The sequence below is a fragment of the Flavobacterium sp. genome, from assembly GCF_036759525.1.
In the GTDB taxonomy this organism is placed as follows: domain Bacteria; phylum Bacteroidota; class Bacteroidia; order Flavobacteriales; family Flavobacteriaceae; genus Flavobacterium.
Genome location: NZ_DAIOUN010000028.1, coordinates 1 through 23736, shown reverse-complemented (window position 1 = coordinate 23736; position 23736 = coordinate 1). Strand labels below are relative to the sequence as shown.

Annotated in this window: 23 protein-coding genes; 6 read left to right on the top strand and 17 right to left on the bottom strand. The window is 33.7% G+C overall.

Features of this window, described 5'->3' with window-relative positions; all coding sequences use genetic code 11:
- Nucleotides 1–1410, bottom strand: a 1410-nt coding sequence (locus tag V7M80_RS12745) for a choice-of-anchor L domain-containing protein (protein ID WP_333696694.1), incomplete at its 3' end; no start/stop codon positions are given.
- A gap of 119 nt (nt 1411–1529) precedes the next feature.
- Between V7M80_RS12745 and V7M80_RS12740 the strand changes: the two genes are divergently transcribed.
- Entirely contained in the window at nt 1530–2423 is an 894-nt protein-coding gene (locus V7M80_RS12740; protein ID WP_333696692.1) for a NifU family protein, read from the top strand.
- Nucleotides 2424–2498: 75 nt separating this feature from the next.
- On the opposite strand, the gene V7M80_RS12735 is transcribed toward V7M80_RS12740, so the two are convergent.
- The gene (locus tag V7M80_RS12735; protein ID WP_333696691.1) at nt 2499–4751 is read right to left on the bottom strand and encodes an inorganic phosphate transporter; all 2253 of its coding nucleotides are present in this window, start codon (nt 4749–4751) and stop codon (nt 2499–2501) included.
- Between the two features lie 205 nt (nt 4752–4956).
- Here V7M80_RS12735 and V7M80_RS12730 point away from each other — a divergent pair, with 205 nt between their 5' ends.
- The 4 genes from V7M80_RS12730 (at nt 4957) to V7M80_RS12715 (ending at nt 9031) form a co-directional block, all read left to right on the top strand.
- A complete protein-coding gene (locus tag V7M80_RS12730; RefSeq protein WP_333696690.1) occupies nt 4957–6978 on the top strand; it encodes a thioredoxin domain-containing protein in 2022 nt (673 codons plus the stop codon).
- Nucleotides 6979–7023: 45 nt separating this feature from the next.
- Entirely contained in the window at nt 7024–7422 is a 399-nt protein-coding gene (locus V7M80_RS12725) for a YtxH domain-containing protein (protein ID WP_333696688.1), read from the top strand.
- An 87-nt stretch (nt 7423–7509) separates the two neighbouring features.
- Nucleotides 7510–8343 carry a mechanosensitive ion channel family protein gene (locus V7M80_RS12720; protein WP_333696686.1) on the top strand — a complete coding sequence of 278 codons (834 nt, stop codon included), beginning with the start codon at nt 7510–7512 and terminating at the stop codon, nt 8341–8343.
- Nucleotides 8344–8359: 16 nt separating this feature from the next.
- Nucleotides 8360–9031 (top strand): hypothetical protein, encoded by a 672-nt coding sequence (locus V7M80_RS12715; RefSeq protein WP_333696684.1) that lies wholly within the window; start codon nt 8360–8362, stop codon nt 9029–9031.
- A 9-nt stretch (nt 9032–9040) separates the two neighbouring features.
- Here V7M80_RS12715 and tsaB read toward each other — a convergent pair whose 3' ends face one another.
- From tsaB to V7M80_RS12700, 3 genes are all read right to left on the bottom strand, one after another.
- Complete coding sequence (gene tsaB, locus V7M80_RS12710) at nt 9041–9700, bottom strand: tRNA (adenosine(37)-N6)-threonylcarbamoyltransferase complex dimerization subunit type 1 TsaB (protein ID WP_333696682.1); 660 nt, start codon at nt 9698–9700, stop codon at nt 9041–9043.
- 79 nt (nt 9701–9779) lie between these two features.
- Complete coding sequence (locus tag V7M80_RS12705) at nt 9780–11087, bottom strand: efflux RND transporter periplasmic adaptor subunit (RefSeq protein WP_333696680.1); 1308 nt, start codon at nt 11085–11087, stop codon at nt 9780–9782.
- 3 nt (nt 11088–11090) lie between these two features.
- Nucleotides 11091–12530 carry a TolC family protein gene (locus V7M80_RS12700; RefSeq protein ID WP_333696678.1) on the bottom strand — a complete coding sequence of 480 codons (1440 nt, stop codon included), beginning with the start codon at nt 12528–12530 and terminating at the stop codon, nt 11091–11093.
- Between the two features lie 136 nt (nt 12531–12666).
- Between V7M80_RS12700 and V7M80_RS12695 the strand changes: the two genes are divergently transcribed.
- Complete coding sequence (locus V7M80_RS12695) at nt 12667–14073, top strand: DUF4403 family protein (RefSeq protein WP_333696676.1); 1407 nt, start codon at nt 12667–12669, stop codon at nt 14071–14073.
- A 4-nt stretch (nt 14074–14077) separates the two neighbouring features.
- On the opposite strand, the gene V7M80_RS12690 is transcribed toward V7M80_RS12695, so the two are convergent.
- The 12 genes from V7M80_RS12690 to V7M80_RS12635 form a co-directional block, all read right to left on the bottom strand.
- The gene (locus V7M80_RS12690) at nt 14078–14272 is read right to left on the bottom strand and encodes a hypothetical protein (protein ID WP_333696675.1); all 195 of its coding nucleotides are present in this window, start codon (nt 14270–14272) and stop codon (nt 14078–14080) included.
- 28 nt (nt 14273–14300) lie between these two features.
- Complete coding sequence (locus tag V7M80_RS12685) at nt 14301–14864, bottom strand: DUF420 domain-containing protein (RefSeq protein WP_333696674.1); 564 nt, start codon at nt 14862–14864, stop codon at nt 14301–14303.
- Nucleotides 14865–14866: 2 nt separating this feature from the next.
- Nucleotides 14867–15595, bottom strand: a complete 729-nt coding sequence (locus V7M80_RS12680; protein ID WP_333696673.1) for an SCO family protein — start codon at nt 15593–15595, stop codon at nt 14867–14869.
- A gap of 3 nt (nt 15596–15598) precedes the next feature.
- A complete protein-coding gene (locus V7M80_RS12675; protein WP_333696672.1) occupies nt 15599–16252 on the bottom strand; it encodes a hypothetical protein in 654 nt (217 codons plus the stop codon).
- A 74-nt stretch (nt 16253–16326) separates the two neighbouring features.
- Nucleotides 16327–16767, bottom strand: coding sequence for a cytochrome C oxidase subunit IV family protein (locus V7M80_RS12670; protein WP_333696671.1), 441 nt, complete (start codon nt 16765–16767; stop codon nt 16327–16329).
- 21 nt (nt 16768–16788) lie between these two features.
- On the bottom strand, nt 16789–17802 hold the full coding sequence (locus tag V7M80_RS12665; RefSeq protein WP_333696670.1) for a cytochrome c oxidase subunit 3: 1014 nt from the start codon (nt 17800–17802) through the stop codon (nt 16789–16791).
- Between the two features lie 46 nt (nt 17803–17848).
- The gene (locus V7M80_RS12660; RefSeq protein WP_333696668.1) at nt 17849–18427 is read right to left on the bottom strand and encodes a cytochrome c oxidase subunit 3; all 579 of its coding nucleotides are present in this window, start codon (nt 18425–18427) and stop codon (nt 17849–17851) included.
- 1 nt (nt 18428) lies between these two features.
- On the bottom strand, nt 18429–19346 hold the full coding sequence (gene cyoE, locus V7M80_RS12655; protein WP_333696666.1) for a heme o synthase: 918 nt from the start codon (nt 19344–19346) through the stop codon (nt 18429–18431).
- A 127-nt stretch (nt 19347–19473) separates the two neighbouring features.
- On the bottom strand, nt 19474–21576 hold the full coding sequence (locus V7M80_RS12650) for a gliding motility protein RemB (protein ID WP_333696665.1): 2103 nt from the start codon (nt 21574–21576) through the stop codon (nt 19474–19476).
- A gap of 16 nt (nt 21577–21592) precedes the next feature.
- Complete coding sequence (deoC, locus tag V7M80_RS12645; RefSeq protein ID WP_333696664.1) at nt 21593–22336, bottom strand: deoxyribose-phosphate aldolase; 744 nt, start codon at nt 22334–22336, stop codon at nt 21593–21595.
- Nucleotides 22337–22389: 53 nt separating this feature from the next.
- Complete coding sequence (locus V7M80_RS12640) at nt 22390–23142, bottom strand: energy transducer TonB (protein WP_333696662.1); 753 nt, start codon at nt 23140–23142, stop codon at nt 22390–22392.
- A gap of 81 nt (nt 23143–23223) precedes the next feature.
- On the bottom strand, nt 23224–23736 hold a 513-nt coding region (locus tag V7M80_RS12635), incomplete at its 5' end, for an energy transducer TonB (RefSeq protein ID WP_333696660.1).

Here is a 23736-nt window from a genome sequence, read left to right as displayed (position 1 = left end):
AGATAGATCATCACAAGCAAATAATGGAGTGGGTTGTGGGTTTAATCCGCATGGAATAGAAATTAATTGGAATGGAAGAACACGAGAACACTCATTACCACTTGCAGTATTGAAAACAATGGCATAAACTGTTTGACCGGAAAACAAGCTCGGATAAGCAGTAGGATTAGTTATGAAAATTCCATTTAAGCCGTCATCGGAACTTAGGGCGTAATCAATAGTATAACCAAAATTACCCAAATTACCCAGAACCACTAGATCATTTTGAGTTAAATTATAGATATTATCTCCTTCACAATTGATAAGATCTATAGGTTCATTTACAGGTAAAGGAGGGTAATACTCAATAAAAATAGAATCTGTAACCGGACATGCATTTCCGAATGGATAAGCAATTACAGTATAAGTACCGCCTTCGGTAACCGTATAAGTTGGCCCTGTTTCTCCGGGTATTAACACTCCATCCAAATACCACTCATGAATAATAGAGGGATCAAATGTAGTATCTAAGTCAACCGTTTGACCTTCACATAAAGCATTACCGCCAGATTCTACAAGATCTGCTCCTAAATCTACAGGATTAGAACCAAAACTATTGGCTTGAATAAACACAGCCGAATCAAACAAATTATCTACAACATTGGCTATTGCCAACTTAATGTGATAAGTTTGTCCACATTGTACTTCGGCTCTAGCAGTAATATCTGTGGTAAACCCATCGTATTGAATGGTAGCACCACCACAATTATTAACATAATAAAGAGAGTTGGCTCCACCGGGTAAAACTGTTGGACATCCGGGAGCGTAACCCCCATTAACATTATTTATTGCAATTGGAATAGACGTAAAAGGTACTAGGGCGATATTGATAGCACCACCAGAATAGGGGCCTGTAATTCCGGGTCCGCTTAGAAAGAAACCAAAAACATCATTAAAAGTATCATCTACATATTCCGGATATTCTTCTGAGCCAAAAACGAATCTAAAACTCAAATCCGTTCCGGTAGGTACAAAATCGAATTCTAATATAGCAACATTACGAATATTCCCTGATGCCAAAGCAGCTAAGTCAGGGTCACCCGCTATTGGATTTGCTGCTGCATTGGTAGCTCCATTGGCATTATTGGGGCCAACTGCAACTTGAGCATTTCCGGTTGCTAAAATTATTCCAGAATCTAAACCTAGATTGGTCGGGTTTACTCCTGTAGAAAAAAAGCCAACTTGATCTCTAACCTGAGAAGCATTCAAAGCACTACCGTTAAATGTTATATTAGACACGGTTACCCCATCGCCAAGCAAAACACTTTGAACTAATTGTGCCGGAGTTTGAGCTGTATTATTTACGATCAATTGACCATGAGAGCAAATACAGTAGAAAACAAAAAAGAGTGAGAGTATTTTTTTTTTCATTAGGTTGAAAATTCTATGCTCTGAAGCAGAAACACTAATTGTTAATAAAAATTAAAAATTCAAATATAACCAATTGAGTAAAATAACTTTGTTAAATTTGTAGAAAAAAAGCTATATCCATGAATATAACACTCAAAGAAACTCAAAATCCTGCTATTTTAAAATTTGAATTTCCTGATTTTATAACCAAAAATAAAAGTTATGAATTCAAAAATATAGATGAAGCTAGCTCAAGTCCTTTGGCTCAAAAACTTTTCTATTTACCCTTTGTTAAAACGGTATATATATCCGGAAATTTTATTGCAATAGAACGTTACAACATAGTTGAATGGTATGATGTAAAAGAAGAGGTTCTTCAATTGATGGAAGATTATTGGACTTCTCAAAAACCCATATTAGTCGTATCTGAAGAAACTTCTAAAAAAAACCCGATAACTATTTATGCAGAAACCACACCTAACCCAGCAGTTTTAAAGTTTGTAGCCAATAAATTACTTACTTCAAAAATGGTTGAATTCAAAAATATTGACGAAACTTCGGCTTCCAAGTTAGCTTTTGAATTGTTTAAATTTCCATTTGTGAAAGAAATTTTTATGGATGAAAATTACATATCTGTAACCAAATTTGAATCTGCTTCATGGCAGGAAATTTCAAATGAAATTCGAATTTTCATCAAAGAATATATTGAAAACGGCGGAGAGATAATCGATGAAACGAAATTAAAAAATATTTCAAAACAAGAAAAACAAGAAGTATCCAACTTTGAGCATTTGGACACCACTTCGCAACAAATTGTAAATATTTTAGAGGAATATGTAAAACCTGCTGTTCAAGCTGATGGAGGTAATATTCTGTTTGATTCTTTTGATTCTGAATCCAAAAAAGTAAAAGTTATTTTACAGGGAGCTTGTAATGGCTGTCCTTCTTCTACATTTACTTTGAAAAACGGGATAGAAAACATGCTCAAGGAAATGCTAAATGACAGCGAAATAAAGGTAGAAGCACTAGCGTAAAAGCACATACTAATACCCTAAAAATGCCCCAAATAGTTTAACTTTTTGGGGCATTTTTGATTAGTGAAAATCTTGTTATTTCTTATTTTTCACATGAATATTAAATTCCTTAAACAATTCTAAAAGATTCATAGTCGCTTTAATCAAGTCGTTTGTTTCAAGAAGTAAACCAAAATAAAGTTTACTGTTTTTTGGACTTGTTTCTACAGTTCGAATACGGGTAATTTGTTTTTGGATTAAATCTGAAACTGTTTCTAGTATGTGGTTTTTCTCTTTAATCAAATCGTCAAGTTTATCAAAAGATTTCTTTTCAAAAATGGTTTCGATGCTATCAAAAAGCTTTTGCAAATCTTGATCTACACTTTTTAAATCGCGAATCTGATTGAATTTTAATTGCTTGTGATTGTTATTTACGTGAGAAAAACTATTTTGTGTAATAAAACTCAAGGATTGAATCATATCTTGCAGATAGCCTAAAATCATAATATAAAACTTACTGGCTTCTACCGAAGTTTCATCTAAATTTTTGATAAAATAATAGACATTACTTTTCAACTCATCTACCTCTTTTTCAAGTTTTTTCAGAGCCTTTTTATTTTCTTTCAACTTAGCCAAATCTTGTAAGCCTAAGTTATCAATAACATCGCTGTAAACTTTATTGGTAGTTCCGATAACTCTTGAAATTTGATCGGAACTTTCGTTTATGATTTCGTTAATGGTAACGATATCTTCTCTTCTAAGTTTAATCAGTTCTTCTTCTTCTTTCTTCTTTTTGGTATGTCTACGAGCACTTCTGTACAGAATAATGGCCAATAGAACTAATAACCCAATAAATGCATACACTTCACCAACCTTTAGAATGAATGCCATAATAAAAGCTCCTAAAAAGGCTACTAAGGCTGTGACAAACCATCCGCCAATTACATTAAACACACCCGCTACACGGTAAACTGCACTTTCTCTATCCCATGCTCTGTCTGCAAACGAAGTACCCATTGCCACCATAAAGGTAACATAAGTAGTTGATAAAGGTAATTTTAAAGAAGTTCCGATAGAAATTAAAATACTGGCAATCATAAGATTTACAGAAGCTCGAATCATATCAAAAGCCGGTTCATCTTTTTTCTTTTTGCCTTTAATTTCAGGTTTCTCAAATTGTTTGTCAATCTTAAGTTGAATAGACTGAGGTAAGAAATAATTTATAGCTTGTCCTAAATATACTCCGGAACGCACAATAAATCGAGATAATGTATTGGGAGCAAATTTCTCCACTCCATCACCTTGACGTGATAAATTTACTCCGGTCTCTATTACACTTCTTGCTTTTTTAGAAAACCAAAGCGTTATAACCATAACCACTCCGGCCAAAGCCAAAAAATAAAAAGGAGCTACAATTTTATCATTGGCCAAATCACCCATCATAAGTTGATCTCCATTTAATCCGGATGCAACAAAAATCTCGTAAGAGTTAAAAGCCGCAATTGGCACCCCGATAAAATTAACCAAATCGTTTCCTGCAAAAGCCAAGGCCAAGGCAAATGTGCCCACAATAATTATGACTCTTAAAATATTAACCTTGAAAAAAGTTGACAAAATTTGTGAGAGAACCGTGAAGAATGTAAAATTAACAAGTATAATTAAACTTTGATGCGATTGTATCCAATCATAGGTCTCAGGTTTTATAAAAGAAACGCCTTTCAAACCTTTAATCAAGATGAAAAAAGTTATAGCTGTTATAGCTAATCCTCCAAAGATAGCTCCAAAATATTTGAGTCTTTTTTCATAATGAAATGTAAACAACAATCTTGAGATATACTGCACAAAACTTCCCAATCCGAAGGATAAGGCTACCGAAAGTAAAATACTAAATACAATTTCCGAAGCTTTTTTGGTATTGATATAGGTACTTAATGATTGATTGCTATCCTCTGAAACATAAATATGATACAATGCCAAACAAACTGCCGCACCTAACAATTCAAATATAATGGATACTGTTGTAGAAGTTGGCAAGCCCATTGAATTGAAAACATCCAACAGCAAAATATCAGTAATCATTACCGCTAAAAAGATGATCATTACATCATTAAAGCTAAACATAGACGGAACAAATATCCCACTTCTTGCAATTTCCATCATACCACTTGAGAACAAAGCTCCAACGGCTACTCCCAAACTGGCAACAATCATGATTGTCTTAAATGAAACTGCCTTAGAACCTATGGCTGAGTTGAGAAAATTAACCGCATCATTACTCACCCCAACAACTAAATCAAGTAATGCTAATAGTCCCAAAACAAATAACATTACTACATAAATTTGTTCCATAAAATTGTATAAGTTTAACAATGCAAAATTCTATCAACTATTTCAAACGAATGTTAAGTTAATGTTATCAATTTAAAAGCATGCCACTTCTTTAAACACACTCCATTGAAAATCAATTGTATTCAGTATTTTTAAATCCAATGTGGAAATAACTACAATAGTTTATAAGTCCACAAGACTAAAATTCATTATTTTTAGTGAAAAAATGGCAAACACTCTTCATCTTGAATCAAGCCCATATTTGCTTCAACATGCTTCAAATCCGATACACTGGAAATCATGGAGCAATGAACAACTTCATATTGCACAAAATTCAAACAAACTTGTAGTTGTCAGCATCGGTTATTCTGCGTGCCATTGGTGCCATGTTATGGAGCACGAAACATTTGAAGACCAGCATGTTGCAAAAATCATGAACACTAGCTACATAAGTATCAAAGTTGACCGTGAGGAAAGACCTGATATTGACGCCATTTACATGAAAGCTGTTCAGATCATGACCGGAAGAGGCGGTTGGCCTTTAAATGTAGTATGCCTTCCTGACGGAAGACCCATTTGGGGCGGAACCTACTTTAAAAAAGACGAATGGTGTGAAACTTTGGAACAACTGATTCATTTGTATACCAATAACAGAGAAAAAGTTGAAGAATATGCCGAAAAATTGACCCAAGGAATAGGACACTTAGATGATCTAATCTTAAATACTCCCCAAAAAGAAACGAACTCAGATCACCTAAATCAACTTTTATTTAAATGGGAAAAAAGTTTTGATAAGGAATTTGGAGGAAACGCGAGAAGTCCAAAGTTTATGATGCCCAACTCCCTCCAATTTTTAATGCAGTATGGTACTTTTGAGGGCAACAAACTCTATTTGGACCATGTTGACTTGACTTTAACCAAAATGGCATACGGAGGAATTTTTGATACTGTAGCCGGTGGCTTTTGTCGATATGCAGTAGACCTAAAATGGCACATTCCTCACTTTGAAAAAATGGCTTATGACAACGGTCAACTTCTGAGTCTTTATGCTTTAGCATATAAAAGAACTTCTAATGAACTTTACAAAAATGTAGTAATTAAAACCATTTCTTTCATTGAAAACAATTGGCTAAATAACAAAGGTGGATTCTATTCTGCATTGGATGCTGATAGTTTGAATCCAGATAATGAATTAGAAGAAGGAGCTTATTATGTTTGGGAAAAAGCTCAGTTAATTACCCTATTTTCTAAAGACTTCCATTTGTTTACTGATGTATTTAATATCAATGATTTTGGACATTGGGAAGACTCTAAATATGTTTTAATACAAAATCAACCTTTAAACCAAATAGCATTAAAACACCAAATTAGTTTAAATGAGTTAACTCAAAAAAAAGAGGAATGGGAAAAAATTCTGCTTCACGAACGTCATAAAAGAAGCAAACCCAGATTGGACAACAAATGTATTACATCATGGAATGCCATAGTGCTCTTAGGTTTAACAGACGCCTTTAAAGCTATAGGAGATAAAAGATATTTAGACTTAGCCATCCAAAACGGTGAATTTATAACTCGTTATTTGTGGAGTTCAAACGGAAACTTATTTCACATTTTCACCAACGATACAGCCAAAATAAATGGCTTCTTGGAAGATTATGCTCATGTTATTTTAGGTTTTTGTTCGCTTTATGAATGTACTTTAAATGAAAGCTGGGTACACCACTCCAAAAATCTTATGGATTATTGTATTGATCATTTTTATGATGAAAAAAAGGAGTTTTTCAGATTTATTTCCAACACAGAACCCAAGCCCATTGTCCCACATTATGAGATAGAAGATAATGTTATTCCTTCTTCAAATTCAGTCTTAACTCATGCCCTACTAAAACTTAGTGTATATTACAACAATTCGTATTATGAAAAATTGGCTCAACAAATGATTTCAAAAGTAATTCCAAATGCAGACTATGCATCGGCCTACAGCAATTGGTTTATGGCCTATCAACTGACAGAGAATTTCAGAAAAGAAATTGCAGTTTGCGGACCCAATGCCTTAGAATGGATTACTCAAATTAATGCCCAATACTTACCAAACTGTATAGTATCAGGCCAAATTGACTCAAGCAGTATCCCGTTTTTAAAAGACAAACTCAATACTGCAAAAACTAGCGTTTACATTTGTCAAAATAAAACATGTATGTTACCTATTGAAGACATTCATTTGGCAATGAAAGTATTAAGAGAATAAAAAGAAAATTGTAAATTTGAGGAACAAACCTAAAAATAAAAAGACATGGGAATTGGAAATTTTTTAAAAAATCTATTTGGAACAGCCAAAGAAACCACAAAAGAAACCGTGAATAAAGCAGAAGAACTTTTAGACACCACAAAAAGCAATCTGTCTGAAGCGGTTGCTAAAGCAGAAACCACTTTAGAAAAAGTAAAGGAAACAGCTAAAGAAAAAGCTCCGGAAGTAATTGAAAAAGCTGAACAAGTAGCCGAAAACGTCAAGGAAACTTTATCAGAATTAACCGATAAAGCAAGTGCTGCCGTTGAAAACACTATTGACACTATTCGTGATAACGTTCACAACTACACCGCACCAAAAAATAAATTTGAAGAAGACGATTCTGCAGATGAATCAACCGATTTTAAAACCTATCAAAAGCCCTCTGATGAAAATGCAGATTAAGAAAAATTTATGTTTTTTTTAATCTTTTTTCTCACAATTAAATTTAACTTGCAGGCCTTAATTACATTAATAATTAAGGCTTTTTTTATGAATTTTATAAGTATCAATACCGATATACTCACAAATTATTGGGAATACATTTCTACTGTATTGAGAGATTATTCGCCAAGATTATTTTCGGCTGCACTTCTATTTTTAATTGGATGGTGGACCATTAAATTTATCAAAAAAATAATTGTGGGTATAATGACAAAACGTGAGATGGAGCCAACTCTATCCAAATTTTTGGCAGATATTCTCATTTGGACTCTCAAAATCTTACTTTTTGTTACTGTTATTTCCCGATTAGGTGTAGAAAATTCATCATTTGTTGCGATTATAGGTGCTGCCGGACTTGCCATTGGACTTTCTTTACAAGGATCTCTATCCAATTTTGCCGGTGGAGTTCTAATAATCATGTTTAAACCTTTTAAAGTTGGTGATTTTATTGAAGCTCAAGGCGTATCTGGAACCGTAAGACAAATTCAAATATTTGTTACCCAATTATCTACTGTAGATAATCAAACCATATTTGTTCCCAATGGTTCTTTATCCAACGGCACCATAATCAATTTCAGCTTTGCAACAACACGTAGAGCCGATTTAACTATTGGAATTAGTTATGGATCAGACATTAAGAAAGCCAAAGAAATTGCTTTAAATGTAATGATGGCCCACCCCATGGTTCTGAAAGACCCTGCTCCGATGGTATTGGTTAGAGAACTTGCAGACAGTTCCATTAATCTTGCTGTAAGGCCTTGGGCAAATATTGAAGACTTTTTTGTAATGCGTTCTGATATACTGGAACAAATTAAAACCAATTTTGATACTAACGGAATAGTAATACCTTTTCCTCAACGGGACGTTCATATTAAATCTTAAAACTTTAAATAAACCTATGAAATTTAAATCCTTTCTTTTAACCGCAGTATTTTTTACTTGTCACACCTTTTTTGCCCAACAAGTTGGAATTAGAGAATTAAACCGAGTTACAGACAACCTTTTACGAGAGAAACAGAATCAAACCAAAAATGCAGAAGGTTCTCAATATGTAAACGAAGGATTTTTTATGGTTAATACTCCTGATTTTGACAGACCATTCCTAGCTAGATACAATGCTTTTACAGACAAAATTGAAGTAAAAGACGAAGGTGTTTTAAAACCGAACAAAGAAATAACAATTTCTTCAGAAGATTCAAAAAATAATTACGTTTATGTTGATTATGTTGACAAAGAAAATGCCACACAAACAGGATATCTAAACCTAATCAAGAAAAATACAAAATTCAATCTTTTGAAAAGAGAACGCATTATTCTGGAACCCGCTTCTCAACCCAGTAATAGTTATGAACAATACCGCCCGGCCCGTTTTAAAAAAATGGAACCTGAATATTATTACAGAATTGGAGAAGCGGCCGCTCAACTATTACCCAAAAAGAAAAAGGATTTAGAAAAACTTGTTCCCGGTAAAGAAAAAGAATTAAACGATTTTATAAAAAACAATAAAATCTCATTATCAAAAGAAGAAGACTTAATTAAACTTGTTGTTTTCTTAGATTCAATATTGTAAAACCGAATTTTATTTACCAAAATAAAATTCCTTCAAATAATAAGGCTCAAAATAAGCTACATCTACAAAATCAGATTTCTGATACATTTGGTAGCTTATTTGGGCCATTTGTTTTGATGATGGATACCTATTCATTTCGCAAAAAACAAAGTTATCCTGTTTTAGAATGGTTTGGGCCTTTTCTAAAGCATCTCCAAGAAAATATACCGGCTTATCTTTAAATTCAGCATATGAAGTTTCATGTAATACTTTTGCAGAGACAACTTGAATCTGCTCAAATTCGGCTGAAAAAACCGCATCGTAAACTTCCATTCTTCGAGCATCAAGCATGGGAATAATATAGCCGGAATCAACCTTAATTTGTTGAGCCAAAATACGCATAGTATCAACCGCTAACAAGGGAATTTGTAAAGCATAACAAATACCTTTTGCTGCAGAAACCCCAATACGTAAACCGGTGTATGAACCCGGACCTTTACTAACGGCTACTGCATGCAAATCTTTAAATTGCAACCCTTCTTGGGTGATGAGTTCTTCTATAAAGACATGTAATTTTTCGGCATGAGAATATCCTGTATCTGCAATTTCTCTGGTTGAAAGTGCTTTCCCCTCAAAAGCAATCGTTACCGAACAATTCTTAGTTGAAGTTTCAATATTAAGTATATACATTGTGCTTTTCTGATTGAATGCAAATTTAAGACATAAAAAAAGGAAAATTAAAACAATTTCCCTTTTTTATAACTCCGTTTTACTTTCCTTTCTTGACGGTCTCTTTGGCCTGATCTGATTCAGACTTAACAAAAACCACATCTCCGGAATTCAAATCTTTTGTTACTGTTGTATAAGGTCCAATAATTACTTCATCATTTTTAGACAATCCTTCAAGAACTTCAATATAAGAGTCATCTTGGATCCCTGTTTTAATAATTCGGATTTTAGCCTTGTCTCCGTTTTTCACAAAAACACACTCAAACTTTTTCTCGATTTTTACTGCTTCTGTGTTTCCGGAAATCTTTGGGTCTACTTTTTGCACACTCGAAGTGTCAGCTTTCATTACCACAGAGCTTATAGGAACAGCCAATACTTTTTCTTTCCTTTTAGTAATAATATCAACTGTTGCAGTCATACCGGGTCTAAATGGCGAAAAATTCTCGGGCTTACCTTGAATCAAATCGGCATAAGATTCTTTAAGGATTCTAACTTTAACTTTGAAATTTGTAACTTGATCTGCCGTAATTGCATTACTGGCCGAATTGGATATACTGGTTACAATACCTTTAAATTGTTTCTTCAAATAGGCATCTACTTCAATATTTGCCGAATCACCTACATTTATCTTTACAATTTCATTTTCATTCACATCTACTTCTACTTCCATATTATTTAAATTGGCCACTCTTAGAATTTCAGTTCCGGCCATTTGTTGGGTTCCCAAAACTCGTTCGCCTAATTCCACAGAAAGCAGAGAAATTGTACCATCTGCTGGAGCATATATTGTGGTTCTAGACAAATTATCTTTGGCCTCGGTTACCGTTGCCGATGCACTTTGAACTCCATAATAAGCCGCTTGTTTTGAGGCTTGTGCAGTTTCATAAGCTGCAACAATTCTATCCCACTCAGACTTTGATATTACTCCTTTTTCAAATAAAGGTTTATTGCGGTTAAAATTAGCTTGAGCTTCTTTTAATGTTGCTTCAGACTGACTTAATCCGGCTTTTGTATTGGATAACCCGGCTAAAGAACGATTTAAACTTGAAGTATATAAATCGGGATTAATTCGTACCAACAACTGCCCTTTTTTAACCAACTGTCCCTCCTTTACCGGTAATTCAATGATTTCACCGGAAACTTCAGAGGAAATTTTTATTTCAGTTTCGGGTTGAATTTTGCCGGTTGCAGATACCGTTTCAACTATAGTCATTTCGGTTACAACAGCAGTTTCAACTTCTTTACCCTTGTTTTTATTTCCTATCACTCCCATTTTGGATAATGAAACTAAGATTACAATAATGGCAATAGCTACTAATAATAGGATGTATACTGTTTTTTTTGACATGATTTATGGTGTTTTTATAATTGGTATTCCGAAATAAAATTCTAATATTTTGGTTCTAAAAATATAGTCATATTTGGTTCGTAACACTTCGGATTGTGCATTTTGCAATATCGTTTGCGATTGATTGAACTCAAATGAATTAATTAATCCTACGTTAAACCGCTCTTGTGCATAAGCAAAAGCTTCTTGTCTGGCTTCTAAGGTTGCTAAGGCAGACTCATAGGCATTCAATGCTCCTTTCGTATCTGTAAAAGCGGTGTATACATTTCGTTCTAAGGTAACTTCTTCCTGTTCATAGGCTAATTTTGATCGCTCCAAAGCTATTTTAGATCTTTGTACCGCTGTTCGGGTTGCAAATCCGTTGAATAGAGGTACCGTCAATTGAAAACCAAAGTTTTGACCTTTATTATTTTCGAATTGATCTAATATAGGCAAAGCCTTACCTAATATTGGATTAAAATTGGGTTGAACTACGTTTTGATTGGTTCCTTCAACAAAACCAATAATTGAAGTTGGATTATCTGTATTTAATGAAACACCTGTTACTCTTTCCAAGCTGGTAGCCCGTGTACTAAAACTGTAAAAGCCTTGTAATCTGGGCTGATAGGCTCCTTTTGCGATTTGCAAATCTTTTTGAGCTATTTCTAAATTCGATTTGGCAATTTTCAATTCAGTTCGCGTTTCTTTAGCTTTCTCATAAATAGCATTTGGTGTCTGCAATAATAACGGACTCTGCTCAACGGCATATTCCCTGTCTTCTATATCAAAATCTTTAAAATCTTTTAATTGCAAGAGCTGTGCAAGACTAATTTTAGATAGTAGCAATGTGTTTTCTGCAACCACAAGCCTTTGTTCATCTGCCACGACTGTTGCTTTCATATCTAATAAATCCCCTTTGGGAATAAGACCTGCATCAAAAAGTTCTTGAGATCTATTCAATTGTTTTTTATCGTTTTCAAGTTGCTGCTTTTGGACTTTCTGATTCTCTTTATTAAATAAAATCTGCAAAAAAGCATTGGCTACATTTAAAGCCACATCTTCTTGAATTTTTAAAAACTGATATTGAGCCGCAACTTTGGCAAGATTGGCTCTACGTAATCTGTTTTGATTTTGCAATCCGTTATAAATATCTATACCAACATTTAAACCGGCAGATGTAAATTGAGTTGTTTGGTTTTCTAACAAACCGGTAGTGATATTTTGATTTAAACCCACATTCCATGAATGAGAAGAAGAAGCGTTTACAAAAGGCATAAAACCTCCCAATGCAGCCAATTTTTCAACTGAGGCAACTTCAAGATCAAAGCCTGTATTTTTAACAGTAATATTATTTTCTAAAGCATAATTCACACACTCTTCTAATGTCCATTTCTTTTGAGCTTGCATATTAAAAACTCCAAATGAAAAAACAACTACAACTATTTTAAAAAAGAATCGGGTCATTGTAAAGTATTTTGGGTTGAGTAGAAAAAACTGTTTTTTAAACTACTATTTTATTGCTCATTTGACGCATAAATTTATTTTGTGTTACAAAAAATCATAAAATAAAGTATTTTTACATCTTGAAAGTCAAAGTATCATGAAACGTTATGGAATCCTTCTGGGAATAGTTTTGGTTTATTTTTTTAATTCCTGTTCTACAACCAACAAAATTAATCTTTTAAAACCAGAACCTGACGATGCTGAGCCGGTTGTATATGAAAACACTACTTCTTTTATTTCATTACCTGTAAAAATAAAATTAAAAGACATTGAAAATCAAACCAATAAATTAATGCAAGGTTTGATTTATACAGATACTATTGCTCAAGACGATAATTTAGAAATCAAAGTTTGGAAACAAGCTCCCATTCAAATTAGCACCGAAAAAGAAGGTAAAACAACCCGATTAAAAACAGTCTTACCTTTGAAAATTAATGCTAAATATCATTACGGTTTTAACAAATTGGGGTTTAGTTTAAATGATAGTAAAGAGTTTAACTTAAACGGAGTGGTAACCTTAATTAGTGATGTTGGATTAACCAATTGGCAACTTTCATCTCAAACCCGAATTAAATCGTTAGAATGGATTGAAAGTCCAACAGTGGTTATTGCGGGGAAAAGTGTACCCATCACCTACTTAATTAATCCGGCTATTCGGGTTTTTAAATCCAAAATAGAGAAAACTATAGACGATAATATAAAAAAATCGCTCAATTTTAAACCCCAAGTACTCGAGGCCTTAGACAAAATGGCCACACCTGTAGAGATGAGTGAAACCTATTCCAGTTGGTTAAGACTTGTTCCAATTGAATTATATGTTACAGATGCAATTTTAACTCAAGAAGCCATCACGATGGATATGGGTTTAAAATGCAATATTGAAACCCTTATAGGAAAAGCTCCTGAAAAGCGATTTGACTCTTCAAAAATTATTTTGAAACCGGTAAGTAAAATGCCCGATAAAATAAATGCCAACATTATTGCTGTTTCAACCTACAAAGACGCCTCTGAACTCATAACTAAAAACTTTAAAGGACAAGAGTTTGGTGACGGAAAACGTAAAGTAAAAGTTAACCAAGTGAATCTTTGGCATAAAAATGGGAAGATGATTATAGCTTTAGACCTTATGGGAAGTATAAATGGAACCGTCTATCTATCCGGATTCCCGCAATACAACGAAGAAACGCAAGAAATATATTTTGACAAATTAGAGTATGTACTAGACACTAAAAGTTTTCTTTTAAAATCGGCAAACTGGCTTGCTCAGGGTTATATCTTGAGGAAAATACAAGAAAATTGCAGATACTCTTTAAAACCCAATTTAGAAGAGGGAAAATCAAATATTTTGAACTATTTAAAAAACTATTCTCCAATGAAAGGGGTTTATGTAAACGGGGTGTTGAATGAATTTGAATTTGAAAAAATTCAACTGACAAATAAAGCCATTCTGGCTTTTATTAAATCTTCTGGAAAAGTGAATGTAACTATTGACGGTTTGGAATAAGAGATTATTGAGAATCTTTCGATAACTTTTTTTTAAATTTCATTTTGTAAACTACATAAAAAACAATGGCAACCATTATGTAGGGAAATGCCATTAGATAAACAATTCCGTTGTTGATGGCCTCTGCCTTTGAGCTATCGCCTTCGCTTTCTAGGGCTGCTCTACACATGGCACATTGGGCATTTGAAGAAAAAGCCATCAGAAACAAAATAAAAGATAAAAAATATTTAGTACGCATAATAAGGTGCAATCATCATATAAACTATTACTCCGGTAACTGCCACATACAACCATACCGGAAAAGTATATTTGGCAATTCGCTTATGGCTATCAAAACGTTCGGCTAAAGCCTTAACATATGTTATTAAAACCATCGGAATTACAGCAATTGACAAAAGAATATGAGAAATTAAAATGAAAAAATACAAATACCTCAAAAATCCTTGTCCACCATAAGGAGTACTATCTGAAGTCATATGATAGGCAACATACATGACCAAAAACAATACGGAACAACACAAAGCAGAAATCATTAATCTTTTGTGAAGTTTTATATTTCCTTTCTTAATTGCATAAACAGCCAGTATTAAAAGCATAGCTGTTATTCCGTTTATAAAAGCGTAAATAGGCGGCAAGAAAGATAAGGGCTGTACATTTATTCCATAATCTTTCAATTTTACTCCAAAAAGAATAGCTACAACAACTGGAATAGCTATAGATAATACAACTATTATAGGTCTAAACTTTTTTTCAATTGTGTTTGGTACAATACCGTTTGGTAAATCTTCCATGGTTATTCATTTAAAAGTACTTTAATATCTTGTTTTAGAGCTTGAATTCCAGGCTTATATTGACCCGAAAAATCTTCTTCAAACCCTTCCGGATCCGAATAATTTAATCCACTGTAATAAACAATAGGATTACCGGAATTGTCTTTTCTACATCTGATTTTTCCTTTTTTATCAATCAATGCAAACAAACCGGAATGTTCAAAACCTCCATCCATTTCTTTATTTTCACCTACAAAAATAGTAAAACCTTTGTTGGCTATATCATATATATACTTTTTGTCGCCGGTTAAAAAATGCCAATTTGGATTTTTTACACCTAAATGTTGAGCATGTGCTTTAAGAACTTGCGAACTATCGTAATCGGGATTTATGGTAATAGAAGCAATTCCAAAGTTTGATTCACCTTCAAAATGATTTTGAAGTTCTACCATATTTTGATTCATTACCGGACAAATCGTAGGACAAGTAGAGAAGAAAAACTCAACCAAATAAACTTTCCCTTCAAAATCCTTTTCGGTTATAGTTTTTCCATCCTGATTGGTAAGAGAAAATTGAGGAGCATTGCCAATTTCTACCAATAAGTCTGAGGATGTTTCTTTAGCCCCGGAAACATTAAGTCTATCAATACGGGTTACATCATCTGCTGAAATTCTGGAAACAATTCTAGGAATGAATATGATTCCAAATATGAGAATTATGAAAGAAATTCCAATGTACGATTTGTTTTTCATGTTCTATTTTTTTCGGTCGGCACTATTCTTTTTGAGTGCCAAACGGTATTCTGCCAAAATAATTTTAATATCGTCTCCCATTTCGTTATGTAAGTCGGCCGCAGATATGGTATTGTAACCTTCTTTATATTCCGGCTCTCCTTTCTTATTTACGCCTTTTCTACCCCTAAGATTTAACTCTTTATCTATTATATAAACATTTGGAGTACCATAATTCTCATCTAACTGACCCACCAAATTCAAAGTAGTATAATAATTTTGAATTTCCTCTGGTGTTGCAAAAATATAGTTCCACTTAGATAAGTCGGAAATTCGGGAAAGCTCTTCTTTTACTTGTTCGGTTTGGGTCTCGGTACCAATTGGAGCAATATAAATCAATTGGAAATCCTTAAAATCTTTTACTTTATCGTAAATTTTTTGATTCAAATTAAAAGCATCTCCTTTATTGTAGAGTACTTTTGAACCGGGAAATCCCAAAATGGTAATCTTGTCTTGTAGTGAAAACGTTTCTCCTTTAACAGATTTCCAATTTGATAAATCAGGAATTGAAGTAGTAACTATAGGAAGATGGGTAAAATTATGAACACCCGATGCAAAAAAAAGATACGCTACAATAGGTAAAATAAATAAAGAAAACAGTACGATATTCTTTTTCATTGGAAATAATTTAATGCATACAAAAATAAAAAAAGGTACGCTAAGCGTACCCTTGTTTTATAGCAAATTTGTTGTTAAAAATTCCATTTTATCAACGAAGACTTATATACTTCATAAATATAATCTCCTTCTAGTAAGAATATTAGGGCAATGTACAAAGCCAAAAATACAAACGACCAGATTACAGATCTTCTTAAACTTGATTTTTCATCACGCATGTGCATGAAATCCCAAGTAATGTAATAGGCTTTAACAATAGTTAAAACTAAGAAAATCAAATTCAAAGGAATTAAATAAATTATAGGTGATAAAAGAATGTTCCCTAAAGTAGCACCAAGACCTCCTTCAAATGGAGTCATAAAACGGTTCATTAAAACCTCTGGTTTATAAATCCCCAAAACCACTTCAATTGCTGTAACTATAGATAGAAAAATTAACACTCCCCAAATCTTTTGTACATTCGATTTGAATTTTAATTTTCCTCTGAAAATTGCTAAATTATGTTCGTGTGCCATTTTTTATGCTTTTTTAAAAAATTAAACTAAGTAGAAGAAAGTAAATACGAATACCCAAACTAAATCTACAAAGTGCCAATATAAACCAACTTTCTCAACCATTTCATAACTACGTCTTTTCTCGTAAGTTCCTAAAATAACGTTTAAGAATATAATAAAATTAATTACTACACCAGAAAAAACGTGGAAACCGTGAAAACCGGTTATAAAGAAAAAGAAGTTTGCAAATTGTTTATTACCGTATTCATTTCTAACCAAATTTGCTCCTTCTACAACATGAACAGCATCATTCAATTTGGCCAAAGACTCTTCTCTGGTAAGAATCGTTTTGTGTCTTACTTTATTTAATGTAGGATGAACTCCGTTTTTATCATTTGATTCTTTATAAAACTCTTGCGTTCTAACCAAAATATTTGGATTTGCTTTGAAACCTTCAACTACCTCAGCTACAGAATATGTAGGCAATGAACTTTCATCTTTTGAAAACCAAATCCCGTTTTTGCGTTCATGTTGAACCCTATCTTTAGGCAGTGTAAGAGCAAAGTCGGAAACCTTAATTCTTTTTCCATCTTGGTCTACAAACTGAATGATACTTCCTCCTTTGGTTTCAATAGCACCATATTCTCCTTTGATAAAATTTTTCCATTCCCAAGCTTGTGAGCCTACGAAAATTAAACCTCCTATAATGGTTAAAAACATGTAGAAAGCTACTTTAGACTTTTTCATGTGATGTCCGGCATCTACAGCAAGTACCATAGTTACCGACGAGAAAATCAAGATAAATGTCATTAATGCTACATAAAGCATTGGCAAATCTTGACCATGAAGGAATGGAAAGTGATTGAACACTTCGTCGGCAATTGGCCAACTATCCATAAATTTGTATCTTGAAAAACCATAAGCTGCAAGAAACCCTGTAAAGGTTAAAGCATCTGATAAAATAAAAAACCACATCATCATTTTGCCATAGCTTGCTCCCATTGGCTCATTTCCGCCGTCCCAGATTTTTTCTTCAGTCGTAACTGTCGCTCCCATATATAGTTATTAATTAAAAAGTTTTCAAATTTACATATTTTTTCTATTAGTAAAAATAGAAAAATAAAAACAACAAAATCCACAAGAAATCCAGAAAATGCCAAAACATTGCACCAAGCTCAATTCCAAGGGTTTGAGTAGAATTGTATTTTTGTTTAAAATGATTATAAATTAGGATTAAAAGAGCCAAAACACCCCCAAAAAGGTGTGCCATATGCAAAACTACAATGATATAAAGGAAAGATGTTGTAATATTACTTTCACTTCCAGTAAAAAAATAGCCCGCTTCTATGATTTGATTGAAACCCAAAAATTGCAAAATCACAAATAAAGCTCCAAGTAATAAAGTCCCTAAAAGAGCTAAGGTTGTTGCTTTTCTGTTATCCTTTCGAATAGAAGTTAGAGCAAAATGAAACGTAAAACTACTAAAAATCAAAACCACCGTACTCAGGACAAATGCTTGTGGCATTTCGAAATCTTTTAACCAATCTTTCCTTGATGTACTTACCACAAATGCACTGGTAAGTCCGGCAAACATCATGACCATACTTATCATCCCAAACCAAAGTAATAACTTATAGGATTGGTTTTTTCTTTCTTGGTGTTCTTGAACCGTCATTTCCATACTATCTTAAAAATTTATCTGCAATATATATCAATTGCAATAAGGTTATATAACTAACACTAACTAACATAAGCTTCCTGGCACTTATTGCATCTCTTTTATGATACAATTTAAAGGCATAATACAACATCCAAATTCCTAAAATCAAAACTCCTATTGCCGCCCAAGGCGTAAGATACAATCGACTTCCTACAATACCCATGTAGGGAAAAAGTGCAGGCAAAAGGGAAGCAATGATCAACCATATAGTGTAAAGAATGATTTGCAATGCTGTAGATTTATCTTTTTTCCCAGTTGGCAACATGAAAAAACCGGCTTTTTTGTAATCGTCATACAAAAACCAACCAATAGCCCAAAAATGGGGAAACTGCCAAAAAAATTGTATCAGAAACAAGGTGCCTGCTTCTAGGCTAAAATCATTTGTAGCAGCTACCCAACCCAACATAAAAGGTATAGCTCCCGGTATAGCTCCTACAAAAACCGATAAAGGTGTAATTGTTTTTAAAGGCGTATATACACTGGTATACAAGAAAATGGAAATAGCCCCAAACATTGCGGTTTTAGGATTAATGCTATACAAAATTACTAAACCTACTAAAGTTAAAATTGAAGCCAGCCAAAAAGCTGTTGTAACCGACATTCTACCAGAAGCTACGGGTCTGTTTTTGGTTCTATCCATCAAAAGATCTAAGTCTTTCTCTATGATTTGATTGTAGGCATTTGAAGCCCCAACCATACAATACCCTCCAATAATTAATAAAAGTAAAGTTGAAATACTAAACGAAGCTAAATCTAAGATTCCCAGAAAATATCCGGCAATGGATGAAAAAACTACACTAATTGACAAGCCGGCCTTTGTGATTTCTTTGAAATCACGGTAAAGTATTTTAACCGAAAACGCATTGGGTATAGTATTCAACACAAGTTGGTTTTGAAAACAGGGGCAAAGATACAAATTTGGAGTCTTATATTGGATTCAACAAAATAGAAAAATGATGTTAAATTCAAATCTTTTGATTAATTCTCAATCCAAATCAAAAAATGATCTAGTAATCAAAGTACCAATTAAATAAATCCGAACGAATTCCTATTGAAAACCAGGTTGTATTTTGTTTGAAAGTAGTAACGGTGTTTTCTGAAGGATCAAAATTTCTATAAATTAAATTCCCAAATAATTTCAAATTACTAGTTGGATTCACAACATAACCCAATTGAAAGTCGGCTATAATAATTGTAGTTTTATTTCCTTGTCCAACAGACACCCCTTCATCAAAAGGTCTATTCTCATCGTAATTTTTATAAATATTGCTACCGAAATTAAACGAATTTTCTTCGGTGTCAAAATCTAAACCTCTTACTCCATAAGTTAATTTAGCATCGGCAAACCATCTTCCTCTGAAATATCTGGCAATACCAACCCATTCTTTTGCATTTCCGCCCCATTGATGTCCCAAACTTTGATTGTTGTGGCCATAATTGGTAATTGCATTGCTATGAGAATACACATAAGGTCTAATGTGATTGTACTCCAGTTGCAGCAACAAATTGGGTACCGAAAAAGCATTAAGATATTTGGCTCCAATTTGATATCCAAATTTATTTCTCCAACTTCTATTTCCGGCTTTTACATCGCTAAGAGCAAATTCATCCAATAAAAACTGTCCATAAAAATGCATTTGATTGGACCATTTGTACTTACTGGTAAGACCTAATAATGCATTCCCCGATTTGGAAGATGATGTAAATTCAACGGTTCTGAAAAATATTAAGGGATTTACAAAACTTGCATCAAAACCTCTTTCGTTGGTATTGGTCCAAATAACCGATTCAAAAAAACCTAAGTTCAGTCTTTTACTAACATTCCAACTTAAATAATGATTGGCCATATATTTAGTAGCATAGGTTCCATCTTCTGTAACTTCCGGCCGAACATCTTTTAACCACATGTAGGTATTGGTATATTTGATTTTCCAAAAAGTTGTATTGATTTTAAAACTGGGATAAGGACTTGCTCCATCACTCATAAGCAATGAACGATACCCATCACCAATAAAATTTCTTCCATATCCCAATTGAAGATTTATAAATGCATTGGGAGTGTAGGTCAAATTGGCTTCTGCCAAAGGAAAATCGTAGGCATCCGTTTTGAACTCTTTGGCAATACCGATACCCGGAATAATAGCCGGATTTCCACCGGAAGGACGAATACTTTCGGCATACGCATTGTAGTAATCTGCAAATCTCCCTTGACTTTCGTAAATAGAAGTTGTAAAGTTCAACTGAGAACCTAAACCGCCTTGTATTTGAATTCCTCTAGTGTTTTGATAGGTATAACTTGTAGTACCGGGATCGCTTTTTCCCATTCTTAAATCCAATATCGGATTAACAGTAAACCAATAAGAATCGCCTTGAATGGAAACCAAATGTTCGTTCCAAAATTTTCTTCCCCACCAGCCTTCTTTAGCTTTACTGATTTTGGAGTTATTTTGTTCAAAATCAAAATATTTTCCCACTTCAGTGTAGGTGAACGGTTTTGAGGCCGTATGATTATTTGAACCTATTTGTTGTAATGAAGATTCAAATTGAGCATACAAGCTATGTGAAAACGGAATGTTTAAATTACTTTTGAAATGTGGATTTTGAAATGTTTCGTACTTAATCTCTTCATATTCTGTTAAATCCTTATTGCCGTTTTGGAATTGAGATGATTTTGAAGGTTCTTTACTTTGTGTTGCGTTCAATGCATCCGGATTTTGTAAAGGAATCGAAATTCGCATAGAATATCTCGAATAGGTAGGTTTTCCGGCATAGGTAGGTGGAGCTATTTTGGGCAATAAATTAAAAACTCTTTTGGATTCATCTGCCAATTCTGAAAATGGGGCATCTACATACTGTACTTTAAATTCTCCATCTTGATTTACCTCAAAAAGAACAATAAAAGAACCTTTGTAATTGGATTGAACCACATTATCCGGTATTGCAAATTCTTTAAAAATATGTTTTTGAACATTTTTATAAAAACACTGTTCCAAATCAGTATTTATTAAATTCTCACAATCCGAGAATACCGGAAACTGTTCGATTTGTTTTTCTTGAGCCGAAAGAAAATGAAAACAAAGAAATAAGAGTAAAACAAATCGGTTTTTCATGGTGATTCAGTAGAATTTAGTAATTGTTGTTTGTGGATTCTCCTTTAGCGATGGCTTTGGCAGAAGATGTACCAATACGCTTGACACCCAAATTTATCATGGCTACTGCCTCATCATATGAACGAACACCTCCAGCCGCTTTTACTGGTAAAGGCGAACTGTTTTCTAACATCATAATGATACTTGGAAAAGTAGCTCCATTGGGTTTTCCTGCTTCGGTTTGATAAAATCCTGTGGACGATTTCACAAAAACATCTTGGTAGTATTCCTCTTTGAAATGTGCTATAACTGTATTTTTTATTAAAGCAGACAACTGAACAATTTCCTGGTCGTTTAAAGCTGCTACTTCAATAATCCATTTCACAACTTTATGATTCGACAGTCCTAATTGAGTACACTGTACGATTTCAGTTTTGACTAATTCAATTTCTTTATTTTGAAAAGCCTTGTAATTACATACAAAATCCAATTCGTCTACACCATCCTCAATGGCTTTGTGAGCTTCGTTCAATTTTTCTTGTGTAGTGTACGTTCCTTCCGGAAAACCTATAACCGTTCCTACCAAAACTTTTGAGCCAGCGGCCGAAATCATTTCTTTAGCCAAGGAAACATAGTCGGGACGAATCATAATCAATTTAAACTTTTCGTCTATGGCTTCTTGAATAAAACTTTGCACAACGGCTTTATTTTCATCGGGTGACAAACCTGCTTGAACTGGTGTTTTTAAATAGGTAGAGTCTAAATAATTTTTAATTTCCATAGTGTAAAAATAAAAAAATCCCACCGAAGTGGGATAAGAATATCAAAAATATTTTACTGACCCATTTTAAAGGTTATTGGCACCGTATATCTTACTCTAACGGGCTTTCCTGCTTGCTTGCCCGGGGTCAATTTGGGAAGTTTAGAAACCACTCGAATTGCTTCTTTTTCTAAATCGGCATATGCAAAGGCTTTGCTGTAAGCAGGCTTTACTTGTGTTATTTTACCGTCGGTATCTACAATAAACTCTACCAAAATAGAACCTTGTTCTCCCCTATCTCTGGCTCTTTCTGGATAATTCAAATTGGCCGAAAGAAATTTACTCATTTGTTCTCTAAAACAAGCTTCACGCTCTGCCCCTTTTAAACCCGCACACTTTTGAAAAGTAGGTGTTTCTTCCAAAGCCCACTTTTCGACAAAATCGGGTGTTTTTACCGGTGCAGAAACAGGAGTAGTTTCTAGGGGTAAATCTTCCGGCAAGTCATCTATTGGAACGGTTTGTTGGGGATCTGGATCAGGAGAGTCATTTGAAGTAGGTTTAACCTGATTTAGGAACACCGGTAATTTTCTCGGTTTAACTTCATTTGTTTTAGGCTTGGGCTCCTCTTTAGTTTCAACAATTAACTTTGACGGGAATGGTTTTTCAGAAATATCAACAATTCTGCGGGAATCCGGAACTTCTACAGATCTAGAAGGGGTTTCCATTTCAATCACAAGGTAAGCTAAAACTAAAGAAGCTAAAAGTCCAACTTGAAAATAAAGCTTTCCGTTGTGATTCACTTTGGGATACTGGTCTAAATTTCTCATAATAAAAGGATTAGTTATTATAGAGACATTTCAATTAGTATGCCAAAAAAAAATCCGCTTTATTTGAGCGGATTTTAAATTTTATTGATCTAATTTGAAAGTAATTGGAATACTCATAGTCATCCTTACTGGTTTCCCTCTTTGTTTTCCGGGTACCATTTTAGGAAGTTTAGACATAATTCTTTGTGCTTCTTTTTCAAGAGTTGGGTAAGGAGCTCTCATATTTGCAATAGATACACTTCCGTCTTTTTCAATTACGAAACTTACAAATACTTTACCTTGATGACCGGCATCAATAGCAGCCTCTGGATAAGAAAAGTTTTTGCGGATGTGAGCTTGTATTTTTTCTTGAAAACAATCTTTACGCTTTTCTTTGGCCACATTTTCGCAACCTGGAAACAAAGGCACATCTTCAATAATAGCAAAGGGAACATCAACATCCGGTTCTTCTTCTTTCGCTACTACTACTTTTTCTGCTTTTACAACCTCTTCCTTTTGGTTGGTTTCTGTAGATTGAATTTCAACTTCCTTAATTTCTTTTTTATCTTCAACAATTTTAAGAACCTCTGGTGCTGGTGGTGGTGGTGGCGGTGG

Bases quoted from the DNA above. Each gene is read 5' to 3' on its own strand.
- V7M80_RS12740 (WP_333696692.1), top strand. From the start codon at position 1,530: ATGAATATAACACTCAAAGAAACTCAAAATCCTGCTATTTTAAAATTT.
- V7M80_RS12735 (WP_333696691.1), bottom strand. From the start codon at position 4,751: ATGGAACAAATTTATGTAGTAATGTTATTTGTTTTGGGACTATTAGCA.
- V7M80_RS12730 (WP_333696690.1), top strand. From the start codon at position 4,957: ATGGCAAACACTCTTCATCTTGAATCAAGCCCATATTTGCTTCAACAT.
- V7M80_RS12725 (WP_333696688.1), top strand. From the start codon at position 7,024: ATGGGAATTGGAAATTTTTTAAAAAATCTATTTGGAACAGCCAAAGAA.
- V7M80_RS12720 (WP_333696686.1), top strand. From the start codon at position 7,510: ATGAATTTTATAAGTATCAATACCGATATACTCACAAATTATTGGGAA.
- V7M80_RS12715 (WP_333696684.1), top strand. From the start codon at position 8,360: ATGAAATTTAAATCCTTTCTTTTAACCGCAGTATTTTTTACTTGTCAC.
- tsaB (WP_333696682.1), bottom strand. From the start codon at position 9,700: ATGTATATACTTAATATTGAAACTTCAACTAAGAATTGTTCGGTAACG.
- V7M80_RS12705 (WP_333696680.1), bottom strand. From the start codon at position 11,087: ATGTCAAAAAAAACAGTATACATCCTATTATTAGTAGCTATTGCCATT.
- V7M80_RS12700 (WP_333696678.1), bottom strand. From the start codon at position 12,530: ATGACCCGATTCTTTTTTAAAATAGTTGTAGTTGTTTTTTCATTTGGA.
- V7M80_RS12695 (WP_333696676.1), top strand. From the start codon at position 12,667: ATGAAACGTTATGGAATCCTTCTGGGAATAGTTTTGGTTTATTTTTTT.
- V7M80_RS12690 (WP_333696675.1), bottom strand. From the start codon at position 14,272: ATGGCTTTTTCTTCAAATGCCCAATGTGCCATGTGTAGAGCAGCCCTA.
- V7M80_RS12685 (WP_333696674.1), bottom strand. From the start codon at position 14,864: ATGGAAGATTTACCAAACGGTATTGTACCAAACACAATTGAAAAAAAG.
- V7M80_RS12680 (WP_333696673.1), bottom strand. From the start codon at position 15,595: ATGAAAAACAAATCGTACATTGGAATTTCTTTCATAATTCTCATATTT.
- V7M80_RS12675 (WP_333696672.1), bottom strand. From the start codon at position 16,252: ATGAAAAAGAATATCGTACTGTTTTCTTTATTTATTTTACCTATTGTA.
- V7M80_RS12670 (WP_333696671.1), bottom strand. From the start codon at position 16,767: ATGGCACACGAACATAATTTAGCAATTTTCAGAGGAAAATTAAAATTC.
- V7M80_RS12665 (WP_333696670.1), bottom strand. From the start codon at position 17,802: ATGGGAGCGACAGTTACGACTGAAGAAAAAATCTGGGACGGCGGAAAT.
- V7M80_RS12660 (WP_333696668.1), bottom strand. From the start codon at position 18,427: ATGGAAATGACGGTTCAAGAACACCAAGAAAGAAAAAACCAATCCTAT.
- V7M80_RS12650 (WP_333696665.1), bottom strand. From the start codon at position 21,576: ATGAAAAACCGATTTGTTTTACTCTTATTTCTTTGTTTTCATTTTCTT.
- deoC (WP_333696664.1), bottom strand. From the start codon at position 22,336: ATGGAAATTAAAAATTATTTAGACTCTACCTATTTAAAAACACCAGTT.
- V7M80_RS12640 (WP_333696662.1), bottom strand. From the start codon at position 23,142: ATGAGAAATTTAGACCAGTATCCCAAAGTGAATCACAACGGAAAGCTT.